The organism is Paraperibacillus marinus (genome assembly GCF_046237605.1).
GTDB classification, from domain to species: domain Bacteria; phylum Bacillota; class Bacilli; order Bacillales; family DSM-1321; genus Paraperibacillus; species Paraperibacillus marinus.
The window spans coordinates 3,304,757-3,322,580 of record NZ_CP143542.1 but is presented as its reverse complement, the minus strand read 5'-3'; the positions used below and the strand labels follow the sequence as shown (position 1 = coordinate 3,322,580).

The following is a 17,824-nucleotide window of genomic DNA, read 5'->3' as shown; positions in this document are numbered from 1 at the left end:
CGACTAAGCTTCTGTCTTCGCTTGCGCTCGCCAATCAGCAAGTCTACTTTATCTTTTATTCAGCAGGGACCGTTCTCCGCTTTACTTTTGAGCAGCGGGACAGGTGAGATCCCGCAGGACGAGGAGGCTCAGCGCCCGCACCGCGCAGGTGGAGTATCTGCAGCGGAAATCAACTTTCTGTCCAACAGCAGAAATGTTTCTGAATAATAACAAAAATCCTCTAGAAAAAAGTTATTTATGTAAGATGCTTGCTGATGGAATCTGCAATTTCCTTAAGATCATCGGGTTTATATTCACTGGTGTGCGTCTCCCAGACAGCACCGAAGCCATCGCCGCTTCCATATCTCGGAATCAGGTGCATGTGATAGTGGAATACAGATTGACCGGCTTTTTCACCGTTATTATTCAAGATGTTCATTCCGACAGGTTTGAATTCTTCCTGGATTGCCCTGGCAATTTCCGGGACTGCTTCAAATACATGCTTTGCTGTATCAGATGTCAATTCATATACATTTTCCTGATGGACCTTGGGGATTACCAGGGTATGGCCCTTTGTTACCTGGCTGATATCAAGAAAAGCCAATACATGCTCGTTCTCATAGACTTTTGAGGCAGGGATATCTCCTTTAATGATGCTGCAGAAAATACAATTGCTCATGACTATTCCTTCCTTTCTCAAAACCGCTTTAAATCAGTGTAACACAGCGGTTTTGCCTCAGTAAAATGTTTGAAAGGCCGAATAGTAAGAAAAACAGAGCGGCATCAGCCGCCCTGCTTATCAGGAGGAAGGAACAGTGTTTCAAACGTCTCTTTCAGGTATAGACTCTTTTGTAAACACCCCATTTAGCAATGAAGTACACTTTAAAGAGTTGAATGATCCAATCGGAACCTCTCCTTACCTTTATAGGCTTCACAACATATAAAGAGTTTAGCTTCCTCGTGCCTTTTTAAAAAAAGGCAGCTACTGGATATAAATTACCTTATGCAAGAAAATCATCCCCTTGCAAGACGGATTTAAACGATGAAATTCAGTTAAATATCTTTAACTGGCACCCCATTTCAATGATGCAAAGAACCATCAAGTTTCAAGTCACCATTGCTGTTCCTTCCTCCTTTCTTATTGTGGCCATGGACCGTAATTACACTCATGGGTAATTCTGGCATTATGCCTGCGCCAGACTAGGAGACTGAAGCGATTTTTGGTACTATAAAAGGAATCAGGTTTTAACAGAAAGGACAAGTGTGTATGGCATTGCTGGAAGTGAAAGACCTAACAGGAGGATATACCAAAAACCCTGTGTTAAAGGAAATAAGCTTTGAAGTGAAACAGAATGAGCTGGTGGGGCTGATCGGTTTGAACGGTGCGGGAAAAAGCACCGCCATTAAACATATCATCGGCCTCATGGAGCCAAAGGGCGGAGATATCCGGATAAATGGAAAGAAGTTTGGCGAAGCGCCGGAGGAATACAGGAAACAGTTCACCTTCGTGCCTGAAACGCCGATTTTATATGATGAGCTGACCCTTGATGAGCATCTCAGATTGACTGCCATGGCTTATGGCATAGAGGAACAAGAGTATAAAAAACGTGTAAGCCCTCTCCTTAAGGAGTTCAGGCTGGAGAAGCGTCTGAAGTGGTTTCCGTCCCATTTTTCAAAGGGCATGAAGCAGAAAGTGATGATTCTCTGTGCTTTCCTGGTTCAGCCGTCCCTCTATATCGTGGATGAGCCTTTTGTGGGTCTGGATCCACTAGGAATACAGTCGCTGCTTGACCTGATGAAGAAAATGAAGGAAAGCGGAGCAGGCATTTTGATGTCTACCCATATCCTGGCTACGGCAGAGCGTTATTGTGACTCGCTGATCATCCTTCACAATGGGAAAATAAGGGCAAAGGGCAGGCTTCCGGATCTTCAGAAGGAATTTTCCATGCCAGGGGCCACGCTTGATGAAATATATATAGCCCTGACAAAGGAAGAAGAAAGCAATGAATAGGAATGATTTGTGGAAAGACCGGTTTCAGGGCTTCACAAAGGAAACAGGGAAATATCTAAAATACATCTTTAATGGACATTTTGTATTTGTGCTCATTTTTGCGCTCGGGGGGGCTTTCCTTTTATTACAGCGAGTGGGTAAAGACGCTCACCCCCGAGTTTCCTGCCGGAATAATCATGGCGGCTGTCCTTGGCCTGGCGGTTACAACCAGTCCCATCCTTACGTTCCTGAAAGAAGCAGATATCGTATTCCTTCTCCCGCTTGAGACCAGGCTGAAATCCTACTTTGCCAAATCCATCCGGGTCAGCTTCCTGCTTCAGGGCTACATTCTGCTGATGATGCTTGCCGCATTCATGCCCATGCATTTCAGGGTGAATTCGGCCGCACTTGGTGATTTCATCATAGCGCTGATTTTATTATGTGTCCTGAAATATCTGAATCTGCAGGTGCGCTTCAGGATCCTGAAATATGATACTGTATGGCATCAGCATATCGACAGTGTGGTCCGTTACTGCCTGAATGCAGCCTGCTTGTATATGTTTTTTACAGGGGCTCACCTCTTGCTGGTCCTTGCCATCCCAGTGCTGTTTCTCCTTTTATTCCTGTACTTTGAAAGGGAAACAGCGGGGAAGCCGCTGAAATGGGAGCGGCTCATCAGCCTTGAGGCCAGGAGGATGGGTGCCTTTTACCGGTTTGCCAATCTATTTACCGATGTTCCGAAGCTGAGGGAAAGAGTGGCGAGAAGAAAATATCTGGACTGGATCGTCTCGGCGGTTCCATTCAGGCAGAACTCCTCACATCTTTATCTTTTTTCAAGAACATTGATCAGATCGAACGATTACCTGGGCCTGGCAGTCAGGCTTACAGTAATAGGAGCGGTTATCAGCCTGGTGTTCGCTTCTATCTGGGCAAAGCTTATAGTGGTCCTATTTGCCTTATACCTGACAGGCATCCAGATTCTGCCGATTGCCCGGCATCATGATAATAAACTTTGGCTGAATCTTTATCCTTTGCCTCCGGCGATGAAAAAAAAGGCCGCTCTCACAGTCATAGACCGTACAATCCTGATTCAGGCTATCGCATTCTCGGCTGTAGTGCTGGCAGCAGGCAATCCCATAGGGGGAGCAGCCTGTCTTGGGGCAGGGCTGATTTTCCTGGCCATCTTCCATGCATATGCAAAAAAGAAAATGGCTGCGCTTTAGGCCAGGTGAAACTTTTCCCGGAAAACTTTCGTATTATAAAAGGGCTCTTTTTTAGGGACATAATTTTTTAAATTGTACAATTCATTTATCAACTAAGGCTGATTGGAGTGGGCATTCACAAGCAGTAATCAACCTGCTTTAGCAGAGAATTAGTGAAAAGGCCTGTACAAAAAATAGGTTAGGAGCAGGTATATGAGCTATGAACGGCAGATTATCCTGGAACTTCATAAATGGGAAATGAAGATGGAGACGCGATCTGGTCTCTTGAACCGCATATCCAAAAAGGCGCAGACAAAGATCAACAGTTATATCCCTGAAAAGGCGCACAAAATTATCACTGACAGCATTAAAAGCATGGTAAAGGCGACCCTGGCCGGTTCAGACTGGACCACCAGGACAAAGCCCCAGAGCGGCTTAACTCTGCAGGAAAAAGATGAGCTCGCGCACGAGGCGCTCATTAAATACCGGAAGACAGCCCTTCTTGAAGGAGCGGGTACCGGGGCTGCTGGATTTGCAGCCGGACTTGCCGATTTTCCCCTCCTGCTTGCGATTAAAATGAAATTTCTGTTTGAAGCAGTTTCCTTATACGGATTTAATGTGAAGGATTATGAGGAAAGATTATTCATCCTCCACGTTTTCCAGCTCGCCTTTTCAAGTGATGAGAAGAAGCGCGAAATGTTTTCCATCATCTCAAACTGGGAGATAAAGCGGCATGAACTGAAGGAAGTGGATTGGCGCGTTTTTCAGCAGGAATACAGAGATTATATTGATTTTGTCAAAATGCTGCAGATGGTGCCCGGGATCGGGGCTGTGGTCGGGGCATATGCGAACTATAATCTTTTGGACCACCTGGGGGAAACTGTCATGAACAGCTGCAGGCACAGGCTGCTCCTGCAGGACAGGGCCTGAATGACACACACCGCCTGCCCCTGGTTGGACATCAGCGATTGATTAAGGAATGAGGAATCATTAATGAATAAATTTTTACAGAATGCAGACAGGACTGCCCTTACTTTTGCCGGGTTCCTGTTTGTTTCATTCATCACGCTTGCTATTCTTGGCTATCTTGTTCATGCAGGCACGCCGCTCAGGATAGATACGGGAATCAGAAGCCTCCTGCAGAGTCTGGAGGGAGAAGGCAGCTCCAAGTTCTTCGCATTCGTCACAGAGCTTGGCTCAAAGAATGTGCTCGCATTCGGGGCGGTATTGCTATTGGCCTTTTTATGGCTGGCCGCCAAGGATTATCTGGCGATGCTGGCAGCTGCTGTCGCCATTGGCGGCGGAGACCAGTTAAATAAGCTGGCCAAGGGAATTATGGCCAGGGAGAGGCCGAGCCTTGATGCGGCAGTCGATGGCGTCGGCTACAGCTTTCCGAGCGGCCATGCCATGGTCGGCTTCATTTTCTACTTCATGGCTGCTTATTTTTTGACCAAGAAGATGAATGGGGCTGGAAGGGCTGCTGTCTGGATCGGGGCCTGGGCATTGATCCTGCTCATCGGTGCAAGCAGGATTTATTTAAATGTTCATTATGCATCCGATGTTCTGGGGGGTTATGCCCTCGGCTTTATCACCGTGGCGGCGGTGCTTCACTTTTATGAATTGTTCAGAAAGTCATTGGACCGGAAAAAGAGCGGAGCGGCTAAACAAGAGACTTTTTGATGTACCAGCCAGAGAGGCTGGTTTTTTTATTGGGGGGGAAATCCTGGGAACCGCCCTTCATATAGTAATGCAAGGATGAAATCCGAAAAAGGATGTGATTTTATTTCCTTGCATATATTGACCAGCATGCTAAGCCTGTTCAGCAAGCCTGGGATAAAGAAAATCCCCTTGATTACAGACGAAGAGTATAAGCTGCTGCAGTCCCGTCTGGAGCGTGAACTAGAGCTGCCAAAGCCTGGCCCGGTGATTCTGCTACCGGAAAGCAGGCATATTTTGGGCAGTATCCGCAAGTCAACGCGTGAACATAACCTGAATAATGTGACTAGGACGAACGCGTATTTGGATTATTATATCCGGAATCCCGAAGTTCATTGGGCTTTTCTGGCACATATGGTTTCACGCAACGGCGGATTTCATATGACAGATTTGAAGGGTTCTGCGATGGATCATTTATTAACGGAGCACGATAAGAAAAAGTATTTCCTCTTTCTGGAAGGAGCTAATTCCGCGATATTCAGCGATGCATATCCGCAGCTCCTTCTCTATGAATATGGAAAGACGCAGAGGGTGCCGCACCGGGAGATTTTAAGTCTTTTTTCTGTGTCGCCCTTCATGGCCCCGGTTTGGGAACAGTTCAGGGTTACTGGCAGCTCGGCTCTCCTGACTGCTGCATTGATCATCAACGAGCAGAGAATGCTGCAGGCAAGGCTGCTTAGCCAGGGGAGTCATGCAAAGATTCTCGGTGGATTGGATTTTCAGCTCCAGGAATTTTTTGGTTTCACCACTGTAGTTTTTCCTTACAGCAAGGGAAGGGAACTGTATAAACTCTCGGGTCTTGCAGTCAGGCGGTTTGCCGAGCCTGCTGAGCGTATCGCCGTCGGTAAAAAGCTGTACGCCATATTGTTTGATAAAAAGATTTATCGGGGTGCCCTTGAGTTTGCAAGGGGGATACGGCACACTGCCTCGCGGTCTGATTATTGGGGCGGAATCTTCAGCAGGAGCAGCGAGGATGGAGAAAAGCTATACAGTCCAAGGCTCACCGACTCGTGGAGCAATATGAATCTGCCTCCCTTGAAAACTTCAGACTGGTTTACTGACAAGAGGTATATCGAGGAATTGAAGTGGGGGATCATACCGGGTGAAAAGGATATTACTAAAAAAGTATTGGAGAATTTAAAAGTGATCCAGGCCATCAATGAATGGAAGGATTCTATAGAGTGAATCTCCCAAAAAAAAAAAGAAAACGGCGGCTGCCGTTTTTCTTTTGGGAAATAATCGGGAAATGGGGCCTGTCCCCCTAATCTTCACTGACCGCGTATTTGGTGACATAGGAGGAGCCTGAAAAGATGGTCTGCTGCGGTGCGTCTGCTTCAGGTGCCCCTTCTTTCTTTGCATGGGCCTTGGCGAATGACTGTGAGTTCTGCCAGTTGTCGAAGCCCTGCTGGTTTTCCCAGAGAGTGAAGATGACGTAGGTGTCAGAATTGAGGGGGCGGAGCACCCTCATGGCAATGAAACCAGGTTCGTTCTGGATCAGTCCGGCGCGGTTCTTGAATCTATATTCAAAAATTGGTCGGCCTTCGTCTGTGACAGGAATATTGTTCATTACGGCATAGCCGCGTCCTGCAAGGCTGCCCACTGAATCGATCACTTCATATTTGCGGGGCTGGCTGAAGATGGTAGCTCCTTCTGTTTCGTGAAGAAGAAGCGAGTTTTCTATACTGTTCAGGAGAAGCATATTCTCCCCTGAGTTCTTTTGTTTGATGGTTCCTAAAAAGTCGGCTGTTCCTGCGGTTATGAAAATATTCATCACAAACACCCCTCTAAAGTCTTTTTCTTCATTCTACCTCATGCAGGCGGGAAGTAAACTATGACAGCGCTCCGGGAAAAAGCGTCTATTTTTTGACAATTGACCTTGTAAACTATACATATTTAGGATAAAAGACTATATTGATAACATACCAAAATAAATTAAAATTGCTTCATCTATGCATATTTTTAAGTGTGATTTTGAAAGGTGGATATTTTTTATGACAAAAGTGTTAAACGAAACATTCCTGAAGGCGGCTAGAGGTGAAAAGACCGATTACACACCGGTCTGGTACATGAGACAGGCCGGAAGATCGCAGCCTGAATACCGAAAGCTGAAAGAGAAATATTCGCTTTTCGAAATTACACATCAGCCGGAGCTTGGCGCTTATGTGACGAGGCTTCCGGTCGAGCAGTATAATGTGGATGCAGCCATCCTATATAAAGATATTATGACTCCGCTCCCGGGAATCGGGGTGGATGTTGACATTGTATCAGGAATTGGGCCAGTGATTCAAAACCCGATCCGGTCGCTGCAGGATGTAGAAAAGCTAGGTGAACTGAATCCCGAAGAGCATATTCCATATATCCTGGATACAATCAAGCTGCTTGTCAATGAGCAGCTGAGCGTTCCGCTCATCGGCTTTTCCGGTGCTCCCTTCACCATTGCTTCCTATATGATTGAAGGGGGACCGTCAAAGAACTACAACAAAACCAAAGCTTTTATGTATTCAGAGCCCAAGGCGTGGTTTGCGCTGATGGACAAGCTCGGAGATACGGCCATCACGTATGTGAAAGCCCAGATTAAGGCCGGGGCAAAGGCGATCCAGCTGTTTGACTCCTGGGTGGGTGCGCTGAATGTAGAAGATTACCGCATATTCATCAAGCCGGTCATGAACCGCATTTTCACCGAACTGAAGGAGGAAAATGTGCCGCTCATTATGTTTGGAGTCGGCGCAAGCCATCTTGCCATGGAGTGGAATGACCTTCCGCTTGATGTGGTGGGCCTTGACTGGAGACTGCAGATTGAAAAAGCGAGGGAGCTTGGCATAGAGAAGACGCTGATGGGAAATCTCGATCCAGCCATCCTTCTGTCCACATGGGACGTAATCGAGGAAAGAACAAAGGCGATCCTCGACCAGGGAATGAAGCAGCCTGCGCATATCTTTAACCTTGGGCACGGCGTATTCCCTGATGTAAACCCTGACACACTCAAGAGGTTGACAGCATTTATCCATGAATACTCACAACGATAAAATTACCAGCTAAAGAGGTGCGAAGGAAATGACAAAAAAGAAAGTCGGCCTTCTCGTTATGGCTTACGGAACTCCATATAAAGAAGAAGATATTGAAAGATATTATACACATATCAGGCGTGGCAGAAGGCCTTCAGACGAAGCGCTAGAGGATCTGAGATCCCGGTATGAAGCGATCGGCGGCATATCGCCGCTTGCAAAAATTACTTCCGCACAGGCGGAAAGCCTGGAAAAGAAGCTGAATGAAGTCCAGGATGAAATAGAATTCAAATATTATCTGGGCCTGAAGCATATTGAGCCATTCATCGAGGATGCAGTGAACCAGATGAATAAGGACGGAATAACGGAAGCGGTGAGCATCGTGCTTGCCCCGCACTTTTCTACTTTCAGCGTGAAGTCCTATAATGGCCGCGCCCAGGAAGAAGCAGAAAAAATTGGCGGACCGGCCATCAAGAGTGTTGAAAGCTGGTATGATGAGCCCGGCTTCATCGGCTATTGGACAGACAGGCTGAAAGAAACGTATAACGCCATGCCGGAAGGGGAAAAGGAACAGTCGGTCCTTGTCGTCTCAGCCCACAGCCTTCCGGAAAAAATACTGCAGGCGGGTGACCCTTATCCGGATCAGCTCAGAGAAACTGCGGATCTCATTGCAGCAGGTGCAGGAATCAAAAATTATGAACTTGGATGGCAGAGTGCGGGGAATACGCCTGAGCCGTGGCTTGGACCGGATGTCCAGGATCTGACACGGGATTTGTTCAACAGGGACGGATATAAGGCGTTTGTCTATGCGCCAGTCGGCTTTGTCTCGGACCATCTTGAAGTACTGTTTGACAATGACGTTGAATGCCGTGTGGTGACAGAGGAAATCGGGGCTTCTTACTATCGCCCGGAAATGCCTAACACCCACCCTCAATTCATCAGCACACTGGCATCTGTCGTATTAAATAAATATCATTCATGAAGAAATAGATTATTCTTTATAAAGAAGGCGATGAACTGTGAGTCAGCAAAAGCAGAAGGCTGTAATTATCGGCGGCGGGATAACAGGCTTAGCCGCAGCCTACTACCTGCAAAAGAGAGCCAGGGAGGACAATCTCCCGCTCGAGGTAATCCTCATAGAGGCCGGCCAGCGGCTGGGCGGAAAAATACAGACCACCATTAAGGATGGTTTTGTCATTGAAAAGGGCCCGGACTCCTTTCTTGCCCGTAAAGAGAGTGCATCACGGCTTGCTCAGGAAGTGGGGATGGAGGATAAGCTTGTCCACAACACTGCCGGCAGGTCCTATGTGCTTGTGCGTGAGAAGCTGCATGGAATGCCCGGCGGATCTATCATGGGAATCCCGACGCAGATAGCCCCTTTCATCACCACAGGGCTGTTCAGCCCCGTCGGCAAGCTCCGTGCGGCAGCCGATTTTATCCTGCCCCGGTCAAAGACTTCAGGAGACCAGTCACTGGGCCGTTTTTTCCGGCGCAGGCTTGGGGATGAGGTCGTTGAGAACCTGATTGAACCGCTCCTCTCAGGCATATACGCCGGCGATATCGACCGTCTGAGCCTCATGTCCACATTTCCACAGTTTCATCAAGTGGAAGAGCAGTACCGAAGCATGATCCTCGGCATGAGAAAAACATCACCTGCCGCTAAGAAAAAGCCTGAAGGCGCAAAGAAGGGTGCTTTTTTAACGTTCACGGGCGGCCTTGAATCCTTTGTGTCAGCTATTGAGGCAAAACTCGCCCCTTCCTCTATCATCAAGGGAGTCAAAGTGGAAAAATTGATCAAAGAAGAACGGAGCTATTCCCTTACTCTCAACAACGGGAAGAAGCTGGATGCAGATGCGGTCATCGTCACTGTGCCCCATCTTGCCGTACAGCCGATGCTCTCATCTTATCCTTTCTTTGAAGGCCTGAAGGAAATGCCTGCCACCTCTGTGGCAACTGTAGCGATGGCCTTCGACGCTTCTGCGATTAAGAAGGACATTGATGGAACAGGCTTCGTGGTTTCGAGGAACAGCGATTATACGATCACGGCTTGTACATGGACACATAAAAAGTGGCCGCACTCCACACCGGAGGGAAAAGTACTCCTGCGCTGCTATGTAGGACGTGCCGGAGATCAAACCATTGTCGACCTCTCAGATGAAGAGATTAAGAAAATTGTCCTTGAAGACTTGAATAAGACGATGGACATAACTTCTCAGCCTGAATTCACCATTGTGACCCGCTGGAAGGATGCCATGCCCCAATATAATGTGGGGCACAAGCAGAGGATTGCGGCACTTAAGGAGCAGACGTCCAGGGAACTTCCGGGTGTAATCCTTGCGGGCAGCTCTTATGAGGGCCTTGGCCTGCCAGATTGCATCGATCAGGGAGAAGAAGCTGTGGAGCTTGCCCTGAAGCATTTGAATATGATTTGACGATAAATAATCAAAGCGCCAGCCGGTTTCATACTGTGCTGGCGCTTTTTACAGCCGAAAGGAACCGGGCCGGGCATTCTCACAATTCTTTCGGCCCGCTTGAAGGAAAACCGCTCTTTTTGTCGAAATGCATAGTATTAGAGTGTTATCTGCTAAAATTGCTCACGCGGGCAGGAGGATATGAGAATGAAAAGAAAGAATCGGCAGAAACTAAGTGAAGTGCCAATCTCTGTGCGTCTCCGTGAGGGAATGGTCACTCTGCTGCTGAATGCCTGCTTTTTTATATTTGTAGCTTTTATGCTTCTGTTTTTCCTGAAATCCTAGAGTGCTTGTCTCCTTAGTGCGCTTTTGTTATGATTGGTTTATAAAATGACCAAAGTGTTCGAAAAGTCAAAGGGGAGACGCTTATGTCTGTAAATAGAAAGCAATTAATCCTTGAGGCAGCGGCAAAATCCTTTTCGCTGTTTGGTTATAAAGCGACCACCATGGACCAGGTGGCTAAGATCGCAGATGTTGGCAAGGGGACGATCTACACTTTCTTCCGCAATAAAGAAGAGTTGTTCAGGGAAATCGTCGAAAGTCTCATTGAAGAGATGAAGCGGGAAGCAGATATGACGCTGAATCCTTCAGTGTCCCTGCATGAGAATATCCACAGTGTTTTGTATAAGATGCTTGAGTACAGACGCGACCATCAGTTCATGATTAAGCTCATTCAGGAAAAAAAGGAAATGGGCACGCGGGCTGTGATCGAAATGGTGGGCGAAATTGAAAAAGCCATCGTTTCTTACATCAGCAGCAAACTGCAGGTTGGCATGGAAAATGGGAAAATCATAGAATGTGACCCTGAGCTTACTTCCTTTCTTCTGCTGAAGATGTACATCACCCTTATTTTTGATTGGGAAAAAAGCCACACTCCTCTTTCCAAGGAGGAAATCGCAGAGCTGCTTGAGCTGTATATGTTCAAGGGACTTTCCAGAACTTCTTAAAGGAAGAGCTGTCTTATAACAGAGCCGTGCCCGGCGGGAACTTCATGTTTTTCCCGGGGGTTGTGCCGCCAATTTATATCCTCTTTAGGAGCAGCTGGCGGTTAACCCCGGCACCGGATTGGCGAGTTAATTAGCCAGTATGGCTTGTAAACTGGTCAGTTCCGCGGGTCAATTCATAGATCGGCGAGTAAATTTGCCGGGTCGGATAGTAAAAAGAAGCTTTCGGCGAGTAATGGGCACCCCGGCGTAGTGTTGATGCTTTTATTACAGTGAAAAAAGAGTGCTTTTGATAAAAACAGAAGCTGGAGATGCGGAAAACTTTAGAAAACAAGCAAAATCTGCAGGAAAAATACATTGTGCCGCTCTGCACCATTTTTTTTACGCAGTATTTTGCTGCCTGCAACCAGAGCATAAAGAAGAGGATATCCCCAATTTACGGGACATCCTCTTCTTTACTATGACGAAGTTAAGCGCAGTCATCCAGTTTTCTTAAAAAGGTTATTTAATCTGGCTGCATGTATCACACTTATTTCCATAGCATTCATGCTTTTCATGAATCTTTTCACCACATTGGGTACATTGCTTTGCCGGGAGGTTCTTGAAAAATTCTACACTGTTCTGAATCATTTACATCTTCCTCCTTGAATTGATTATATTTTTCTGAAAACTTTATCTTAATCACATTGTATTATAACAGAACTAATTTGTAAACAAATGTGTTATAACAAATTGCAAAAAGATGAAAAAATAGGCCTAATGATTTATAGTTTAACTAGCTGACACTTTCGGGAGGGAAACCAATATGAAGCTTACCATTTTAGGCTGCTGGGGAGGCTATCCGGCACGGAACGAAGCATCTGCCGGATACCTGCTTGAGCATGAGGATTACACACTTCTGCTCGACTGCGGGAGCGGGGTGCTCTCAAAGCTCCAGAACCATACAACACCGGATAATTTAAACGCTGTCATCCTGTCGCATTATCATCCGGATCATGTGGCCGACATCGGTGTGCTTCAGCATGCATTATTGATAGATAAAATGATGGGGAATGAAAGGGAGACACTGCCTGTTTATGGGCACAAGGAGGACGCTGCGGGGTTCGACAGCCTTACCTACAAGGATATTACCAGGGGGGAAGCCTACAGCGCGGATGAGCCATTGGTTATCGGGCCATTTTCCATTACATTCATGAAGACAGTCCATCCTGCTCCCTGTTATGCCATGAGAATTGAATGTGAGGGCCGATCTTTGGTGTATACTGGAGATACATCCTATCTGAAGGAAATGGAACAGTTTGCCGAAGATGCTGATGTCCTGCTTTCTGAATGCAATTTTTATGGAAATATGGATGGCGGAAAAGCGGGCCATATGACCAGCATCGATGCTGGGAAGCTTGCAGCGGCGGCGGAAGTTAAATTGCTTGTGCTGACCCATCTCCCGCATTTCGGTGATCTTGCACAGCTCCAAAAGGAAGCTGCCGGGCACTTTGACAGACAGATCATCATCGCCCGCAGCAGTCTTGAATATTATATTTGATCCAGGAGGAACGAAAAGAATGCTTTTTATCGATAATAAGGGAATTACAGATCCGGCCATCAATTTGGCGATCGAAGAATATGCTTTGAAGAATCTGGATATAGATGAAACCTATCTATTATTTTATATAAATGAACCTTCCATCATCATCGGGAAGAACCAGAATACAATAGAAGAAATCAATAAAGACTATGTTGAGGAAAATAATATCCACATCGTCAGGAGGCTTTCCGGCGGCGGTGCCGTTTATCATGACACAGGCAATCTCAACTTCAGCTTCATCACAAAGGATGATGGGGAGAGCTTCCATAATTTCCGCAAATTCACCGAACCGGTCGTAGAGGCGTTAAAGAGCCTTGGCGTTAATGCCGAGCTTAGCGGACGAAACGATTTGGTGGCAGAGGGACGGAAAATTTCCGGCAATGCCCAGTTTTCTACCCGTGGCAGGATGTTCAGTCATGGAACTCTCTTATTCAATTCAGAGGTGGAACATGTGGTTTCTGCCCTCAATGTAAAACAGGAAAAAATCGCTTCAAAGGGAATTAAATCCATACGGAGCCGGGTGGCAAATATCTCTGAATTCCTCACTGAGCCGATGTCTATTGAAGATTTCAGGACAACTCTTCTCAAATCCATCTTTGGCGGCAGTGAAGAAATCACCGAGTATGTTTTGACAGAAAAGGACTGGGCAGCTATCCGTGAGCTGTGTGAGGAACGCTACCGCAATTGGGACTGGAACTACGGAAGGTCGCCAAAATTCAATCTGCAGCGCACCCACCGCTTCCCTGTAGGAGGAATCGATGTCCGCCTTGAGGTGAACAAAGGGAAAATCGAGGAATGCACCATTTTCGGTGACTTCTTCGGAGTCGGTGACGTAACAGACATCCAGAACAGATTGACTGGGATCCGGTATGAAAAGTCTGATATTACAGAAGCATTGGCAGATATTGATATCAAGCACTACTTTGGGAATATAACAAAAGACGAGTTCATCAATTTGGTGTATTGATACAGACCAATGGCTTCCCTAAAGGGAGGCCATTTTTATTTTTTTCGTTTTGGCTCTTTTCTAAATATTTTTGTTTACAATGATTCTGTGAGGAGTTTTGATTATTAAACCAAGTGGACTTTCGCTTCAGGTGCGAGACTCCTAAATCCAGCTTCAAGGCTTTCGACCCTCGAGTCATAATATTCGCAGCTTTAGACAATTACCTGAACATTGAGTTATAAATAAGTACCATTTGGCAGGCACCGCTTTCCGCTTTTTTATGCGGGAGCAGCGGGACAGGTAAGACCCCGCTGGCAAAGCCGAGGAGGCTCACCGCCCGCCCCTAAGGTCCGCGGGTGCCTGCAGCGGAAATCAACTTTCTTTTTTCAAAAACTATAATGTATGCGAAAACAGTCTATTAGCAAGGTCTTTGAGAAGTGTACTTCTGTTATACAGGGTGAATTCCGTTCCAGCTGCGAGATTCCTCAGGTTAAATAAGGGAGAATCAGTGCCAGTCCCGCTAAAACCATTCAAATTACATAGCAGAAAAGACTTGGCCAACCAACCTTAAAAAAATCAATGGTTGAATATATAGTTTTCTTTTAATATAATATATTTTGAAAATTAAAATAATGAATGATTATTCATTCAGGGAATGGCGGGGAGGGAAATGATGAATTTATCAATGAAGCTGCATCAGACTGCGCTTGCCTCAGTGGATAAGACAGCCTATGTTTTCATGGGCGGAAAAATGGCCTATGGCGAGCTCGATGGGGCCATCTCACGATTTTCAAACGGACTAAAAAAGCTTGGAATCCAAAAGGGTGATCATATTGCACTGCTTCTGGGAAATACACCTCATTTTATAATCGGTATGTATGGTGCACTGAGGGCAGGGGCTGTGGTAATCCCGGTCAATCCAATTTATACCGCCGATGAAATAGGCTACATCCTTTCAAACGGTGATGTCAAAGCAGTGATTACACTTGATTTGCTGCTTCCCATGATGGAGGGGCTGGAAAAGTTTATCCCGGACGTTTCTCATTTTATCTCCTGTCCTTCAAAGCAGGAAGGAGCGGAGCCGGATTTCGCTTCATCAACACTGAACGGAAAATTGAAAACGATTACAGAAGTGATAGAGACTGGTGAAGCCACCTTCCGTGAGGTACAGGTGGATGAAAATGACACGGCTGTGATCCTGTATACCTCAGGTACTACAGGTAAACCGAAAGGCGCCATGCTCACTCATAAAAATCTTTATTCCAATGCAATCGATGTGGGCTCTTACTTGAAAATGAATGAAAGCGACCGGGTTATTACGGCTCTTCCCATGTTTCATGTTTTCTGCCTGACGGTGGTCCTGAATGCGCCGCTGATGATGGGAGCGACTCTCTTGATCATGCCAAAGTTCAGCCCGAAGGAAGTATTCAGCCTTGTCAAGGAACAGGAAGCCACGGTTTTTGCCGGAGTGCCGACCATGTACAATTTCCTTTATCAGTATCCGGAAGGAAAACGGGAGGATCTCTCATCTCTCAGGCTCTGCATTTCCGGCGGGGCGTCGCTCCCGGTCTCACTGCTGAAGGCGTTTGAACAGAAATTCTCGGTGGCGGTATCAGAAGGCTACGGTTTATCTGAAGCATCACCGGTCACCTGCTTCAATCCGCTTGACCGGCCGCGGAAGCCAGGCTCTATCGGAACAAGTATCTTAAATGTGGAAAATAAAGTTGTCAATGAATTGGGCGAGGAAGTGCCGGCCGGGCAGGTAGGGGAGCTTGCTGTCAGGGGCCCGAATGTCATGAAAGGCTATTACAAGCTGCCGGAAGAAACAGCAGCCGCCCTAAAAGATGGCTGGCTGCATACTGGCGACCTTGCGCGCGTGGATGATGAAGGATACTTTTATATTGTAGACCGGAAGAAGGACATGGTCATCGTCGGCGGCTATAATGTATATCCGCGTGAAGTGGAGGAAGTTCTGTTTGCCCATCCTGATATTATTGAAGCAGCAGTCATCGGAGTGCCGGATCCGAATCACGGGGAGGCCGTTCATGCGTTCGTCGTGCCGTCAGATGAAAGCGTGAGTGCCGAAGTTCTCACTGCATACTGCAGCGAGCACCTGGCCAAGTATAAGGTTCCTTCCGCCTTTGAATTCCTGAAGGAGCTTCCAAAAAACACGACCGGCAAAATTCTGCGGAGAGCACTCAAAAACCACGTCACACACGTATAGAATAACCAATGGAGGGCAGGGGCCGGATGGCTCCTTGCTCCCTTTTTTGTGGGAAGGGGCGGAACTTTCACAGCTTGCGACTTTATAATTGAAGGTATGAAGATCATTTATGGGGAGTACCGGTACTACGGGAAGATTACCTCAATGAACAAGCTTGAAAAGTATTGATATCTTAAGAACTTTTCCTACAAGTTCTATAAAGATTAAACCAGTTACCGCGATAACTCAAACTGCAGGGTTGATAGGGACAAAGCCTACAATCACTAATTCAACACAGATCATAGACCTGTCTACACCAACTATATGCTGCCCTTCTATCCATTGAATGTCCGCTTTCTTTTTTTTAGCATCAAGCAGGGTCTGGGAAATGACTAACGCAGTTCACCCGCTACGAATGATCATCTCGCCCAGAGGCTTACTGATTTCCTCTTTTCCTCGTGCAATAATTCCAGGCTATTCATAAAATGGCGTCCCCAGTATAGTAAATACTTAAGTGTATCAAAGTCCTCCTGCCTGATCGCAATGTCACATTTCTTGATAATCTCTTTCAATCCGTGTTCCATCAAATTCCCCCCTCATTACACTTTTCATATCCTTATATTGGAATAAATGAAGCTTTTTACAAAAAGGCCTTTTTCCTGGACTGCCTGTCTGTAACTCCTCGAAGAAAAGGAGGCAGAAGCAGCCAGCGCATCTGTCAGTTTTCATGGCAGAGCATTTAACTTGTTTTATTGATTTTCAAAGGCGTATCATGGTTTAGGTACGTAAGTCAAGGAGGCACAGCTATGAAACAACTTTCACGAACACATACTGTCTTGCTGCTTATATTTCTTGTGATGGTTTGGGGTATCAATTGGCCATTATCCAAAATGGCTCTCAGCTATACACCGCCTTTATTATTTGCCGGAATCAGGACCATCCTGGGCGGCCTTATCTTGCTTATTTTTGCACTTCCAAGATATAAAAGCCTTCGATTAAAAGAAACATGGCATTTTTACTTAATTTCTGCATTCCTTAACATCATTCTTTTTTACGGCCTTCAGACAGTTGGTCTTGGTTATGCACCAGCAGGCCTTTTTTCCGCAATTGTCTTCATCGAGCCAGTGCTGCTTGGGATTTTCTGCTGGATTTGGCTTGGAGAATCAATGTATGGATTAAAAATGATTGGACTCATCCTTGGCTTCGCAGGTGTTGCGATCATAAGTGCAAGCGGATTTACTGGAGATATTTCGGCTATCGGCATTCTTCTGGCTCTTGGCTCTGCAATAGGCTGGGGATTGGGCACGGTGTTTGTTAAAAAGACAGGCAATCGTGTTGATTCGATTTGGATGGTTACCATACAGCTTCTTATGGGAGGGCTTTTCCTATTAAGCGCAGGGTCCAGCTTTGAGAGCTGGTCAAATATTCAATGGGAAATGCCTTTTATCGTAAACTTATTATTCATTTCTACCTTTGTCATTGCCTTTGGCTGGCTGGCTTTTTTTACGCTCGTCGGTTCAGGAGAAGCAAGCAAGGTCGGTTCATTCACTTTCCTGATCCCGCTCATCGCAATCCTTTGCAGTTCTATTCTGTTAGATGAAAAAATCACCTTAAATCTAGTAATAGGGCTGTTATTCATCGCAATCAGTATATTATTTGTAAATATGAAGGTAAGGTCAAAGATGGCAGCCGGCACAGATGTTTAATTTATTTTAAATTCCGTAAATGCATATCCTCCAAAAAATCATCTGTATAAACGCCAAAGAATTGCCTCATCATAAAAAAT

The 17,824-nt window shown here is 46.2% G+C and carries 18 protein-coding genes and 1 pseudogene; 15 read left to right on the top strand and 4 right to left on the bottom strand.

What is annotated here, in order from left to right:
- Nucleotides 1–235: 235 nt before the first annotated feature.
- Complete coding sequence (locus V1498_RS16780; RefSeq protein ID WP_409294811.1) at nt 236–658, bottom strand: HIT family protein; 423 nt, start codon at nt 656–658, stop codon at nt 236–238.
- Nucleotides 659–1,246: 588 nt separating this feature from the next.
- Between V1498_RS16780 and V1498_RS16775 the strand changes: the two genes are divergently transcribed.
- The 6 genes and pseudogenes from V1498_RS16775 (at nt 1,247) to V1498_RS16750 (ending at nt 6,072) form a co-directional block, all read left to right on the top strand.
- Nucleotides 1,247–1,990, top strand: a complete 744-nt coding sequence (locus V1498_RS16775) for an ABC transporter ATP-binding protein (RefSeq protein ID WP_409294810.1) — start codon at nt 1,247–1,249, stop codon at nt 1,988–1,990.
- Nucleotides 1,983–2,075: pseudogene (locus tag V1498_RS16770) on the top strand (hypothetical protein); the annotation flags it as partial. The gene V1498_RS16775 and the pseudogene V1498_RS16770, both read left to right, overlap by 8 nt.
- 1 nt (nt 2,076) lies before the next feature.
- Nucleotides 2,077–3,192, top strand: a complete 1,116-nt coding sequence (locus V1498_RS16765) for an ABC transporter permease (protein WP_409294809.1) — start codon at nt 2,077–2,079, stop codon at nt 3,190–3,192.
- A 192-nt stretch (nt 3,193–3,384) separates the two neighbouring features.
- Entirely contained in the window at nt 3,385–4,101 is a 717-nt protein-coding gene (locus V1498_RS16760) for an EcsC family protein (RefSeq protein WP_409294808.1), read from the top strand.
- Between the two features lie 63 nt (nt 4,102–4,164).
- Nucleotides 4,165–4,851: a phosphatase PAP2 family protein gene (locus V1498_RS16755; RefSeq protein ID WP_409294807.1), complete on the top strand. Its 687-nt coding sequence runs from the start codon at nt 4,165–4,167 to the stop codon at nt 4,849–4,851.
- A gap of 108 nt (nt 4,852–4,959) precedes the next feature.
- Nucleotides 4,960–6,072 carry a DUF2515 family protein gene (locus V1498_RS16750; protein WP_409294806.1) on the top strand — a complete coding sequence of 371 codons (1,113 nt, stop codon included), beginning with the start codon at nt 4,960–4,962 and terminating at the stop codon, nt 6,070–6,072.
- A 76-nt stretch (nt 6,073–6,148) separates the two neighbouring features.
- Here the strand turns inward: V1498_RS16750 and V1498_RS16745 are convergent, their stop codons facing one another.
- Complete coding sequence (locus V1498_RS16745; protein ID WP_409294805.1) at nt 6,149–6,658, bottom strand: antibiotic biosynthesis monooxygenase family protein; 510 nt, start codon at nt 6,656–6,658, stop codon at nt 6,149–6,151.
- A gap of 220 nt (nt 6,659–6,878) precedes the next feature.
- On the opposite strand from V1498_RS16745, the gene hemE reads away from it, so the two are divergent.
- The 5 genes from hemE (at nt 6,879) to V1498_RS16720 (ending at nt 11,310) form a co-directional block, all read left to right on the top strand.
- On the top strand, nt 6,879–7,913 hold the full coding sequence (gene hemE / locus V1498_RS16740; RefSeq protein ID WP_409294804.1) for a uroporphyrinogen decarboxylase: 1,035 nt from the start codon (nt 6,879–6,881) through the stop codon (nt 7,911–7,913).
- 28 nt (nt 7,914–7,941) lie between these two features.
- The gene (hemH, locus tag V1498_RS16735; RefSeq protein WP_409294803.1) at nt 7,942–8,874 is read left to right on the top strand and encodes a ferrochelatase; all 933 of its coding nucleotides are present in this window, start codon (nt 7,942–7,944) and stop codon (nt 8,872–8,874) included.
- A gap of 37 nt (nt 8,875–8,911) precedes the next feature.
- Complete coding sequence (hemY, locus tag V1498_RS16730; RefSeq protein WP_409294802.1) at nt 8,912–10,324, top strand: protoporphyrinogen oxidase; 1,413 nt, start codon at nt 8,912–8,914, stop codon at nt 10,322–10,324.
- 186 nt (nt 10,325–10,510) lie between these two features.
- Nucleotides 10,511–10,648, top strand: coding sequence for a hypothetical protein (locus V1498_RS16725; protein ID WP_409294801.1), 138 nt, complete (start codon nt 10,511–10,513; stop codon nt 10,646–10,648).
- Nucleotides 10,649–10,731: 83 nt separating this feature from the next.
- Nucleotides 10,732–11,310 carry a TetR family transcriptional regulator gene (locus V1498_RS16720; protein WP_409294800.1) on the top strand — a complete coding sequence of 193 codons (579 nt, stop codon included), beginning with the start codon at nt 10,732–10,734 and terminating at the stop codon, nt 11,308–11,310.
- A gap of 498 nt (nt 11,311–11,808) precedes the next feature.
- Here V1498_RS16720 and yhfH read toward each other — a convergent pair whose 3' ends face one another.
- The gene (gene yhfH, locus V1498_RS16715; protein WP_409291751.1) at nt 11,809–11,937 is read right to left on the bottom strand and encodes a protein YhfH; all 129 of its coding nucleotides are present in this window, start codon (nt 11,935–11,937) and stop codon (nt 11,809–11,811) included.
- 175 nt (nt 11,938–12,112) lie between these two features.
- Between yhfH and V1498_RS16710 the strand changes: the two genes are divergently transcribed.
- The 3 genes from V1498_RS16710 (at nt 12,113) to V1498_RS16700 (ending at nt 16,059) form a co-directional block, all read left to right on the top strand.
- Nucleotides 12,113–12,847 carry an MBL fold metallo-hydrolase gene (locus V1498_RS16710; RefSeq protein ID WP_409294799.1) on the top strand — a complete coding sequence of 245 codons (735 nt, stop codon included), beginning with the start codon at nt 12,113–12,115 and terminating at the stop codon, nt 12,845–12,847.
- A gap of 19 nt (nt 12,848–12,866) precedes the next feature.
- Nucleotides 12,867–13,856: a lipoate--protein ligase gene (locus V1498_RS16705; protein WP_409294798.1), complete on the top strand. Its 990-nt coding sequence runs from the start codon at nt 12,867–12,869 to the stop codon at nt 13,854–13,856.
- 652 nt (nt 13,857–14,508) lie between these two features.
- On the top strand, nt 14,509–16,059 hold the full coding sequence (locus V1498_RS16700) for a fatty acid--CoA ligase family protein (RefSeq protein ID WP_409294797.1): 1,551 nt from the start codon (nt 14,509–14,511) through the stop codon (nt 16,057–16,059).
- A 398-nt stretch (nt 16,060–16,457) separates the two neighbouring features.
- Here the strand turns inward: V1498_RS16700 and V1498_RS16695 are convergent, their stop codons facing one another.
- The gene (locus tag V1498_RS16695) at nt 16,458–16,622 is read right to left on the bottom strand and encodes a hypothetical protein (RefSeq protein ID WP_409294796.1); all 165 of its coding nucleotides are present in this window, start codon (nt 16,620–16,622) and stop codon (nt 16,458–16,460) included.
- Between the two features lie 222 nt (nt 16,623–16,844).
- Here V1498_RS16695 and V1498_RS16690 point away from each other — a divergent pair, with 222 nt between their 5' ends.
- On the top strand, nt 16,845–17,744 hold the full coding sequence (locus V1498_RS16690) for a DMT family transporter (protein ID WP_409294795.1): 900 nt from the start codon (nt 16,845–16,847) through the stop codon (nt 17,742–17,744).
- Nucleotides 17,745–17,824 lie beyond the last annotated feature (80 nt).

Excerpts from the sequence above, each read along its gene's own strand:
- V1498_RS16710 (WP_409294799.1), top strand. The coding sequence starts at position 12,113 with ATGAAGCTTACCATTTTAGGCTGCTGGGGAGGCTATCCGGCACGGAAC.
- V1498_RS16755 (WP_409294807.1), top strand. The coding sequence starts at position 4,165 with ATGAATAAATTTTTACAGAATGCAGACAGGACTGCCCTTACTTTTGCC.
- V1498_RS16745 (WP_409294805.1), bottom strand. The coding sequence starts at position 6,658 with ATGAATATTTTCATAACCGCAGGAACAGCCGACTTTTTAGGAACCATC.
- hemE (WP_409294804.1), top strand. The coding sequence starts at position 6,879 with ATGACAAAAGTGTTAAACGAAACATTCCTGAAGGCGGCTAGAGGTGAA.
- yhfH (WP_409291751.1), bottom strand. The coding sequence starts at position 11,937 with ATGATTCAGAACAGTGTAGAATTTTTCAAGAACCTCCCGGCAAAGCAA.
- V1498_RS16775 (WP_409294810.1), top strand. The coding sequence starts at position 1,247 with ATGGCATTGCTGGAAGTGAAAGACCTAACAGGAGGATATACCAAAAAC.
- V1498_RS16690 (WP_409294795.1), top strand. The coding sequence starts at position 16,845 with ATGAAACAACTTTCACGAACACATACTGTCTTGCTGCTTATATTTCTT.
- V1498_RS16695 (WP_409294796.1), bottom strand. The coding sequence starts at position 16,622 with ATGGAACACGGATTGAAAGAGATTATCAAGAAATGTGACATTGCGATC.
- V1498_RS16705 (WP_409294798.1), top strand. The coding sequence starts at position 12,867 with ATGCTTTTTATCGATAATAAGGGAATTACAGATCCGGCCATCAATTTG.
- V1498_RS16700 (WP_409294797.1), top strand. The coding sequence starts at position 14,509 with ATGAATTTATCAATGAAGCTGCATCAGACTGCGCTTGCCTCAGTGGAT.
- V1498_RS16720 (WP_409294800.1), top strand. The coding sequence starts at position 10,732 with ATGTCTGTAAATAGAAAGCAATTAATCCTTGAGGCAGCGGCAAAATCC.
- hemH (WP_409294803.1), top strand. The coding sequence starts at position 7,942 with ATGACAAAAAAGAAAGTCGGCCTTCTCGTTATGGCTTACGGAACTCCA.
- V1498_RS16760 (WP_409294808.1), top strand. The coding sequence starts at position 3,385 with ATGAGCTATGAACGGCAGATTATCCTGGAACTTCATAAATGGGAAATG.
- V1498_RS16725 (WP_409294801.1), top strand. The coding sequence starts at position 10,511 with ATGAAAAGAAAGAATCGGCAGAAACTAAGTGAAGTGCCAATCTCTGTG.
- V1498_RS16780 (WP_409294811.1), bottom strand. The coding sequence starts at position 658 with ATGAGCAATTGTATTTTCTGCAGCATCATTAAAGGAGATATCCCTGCC.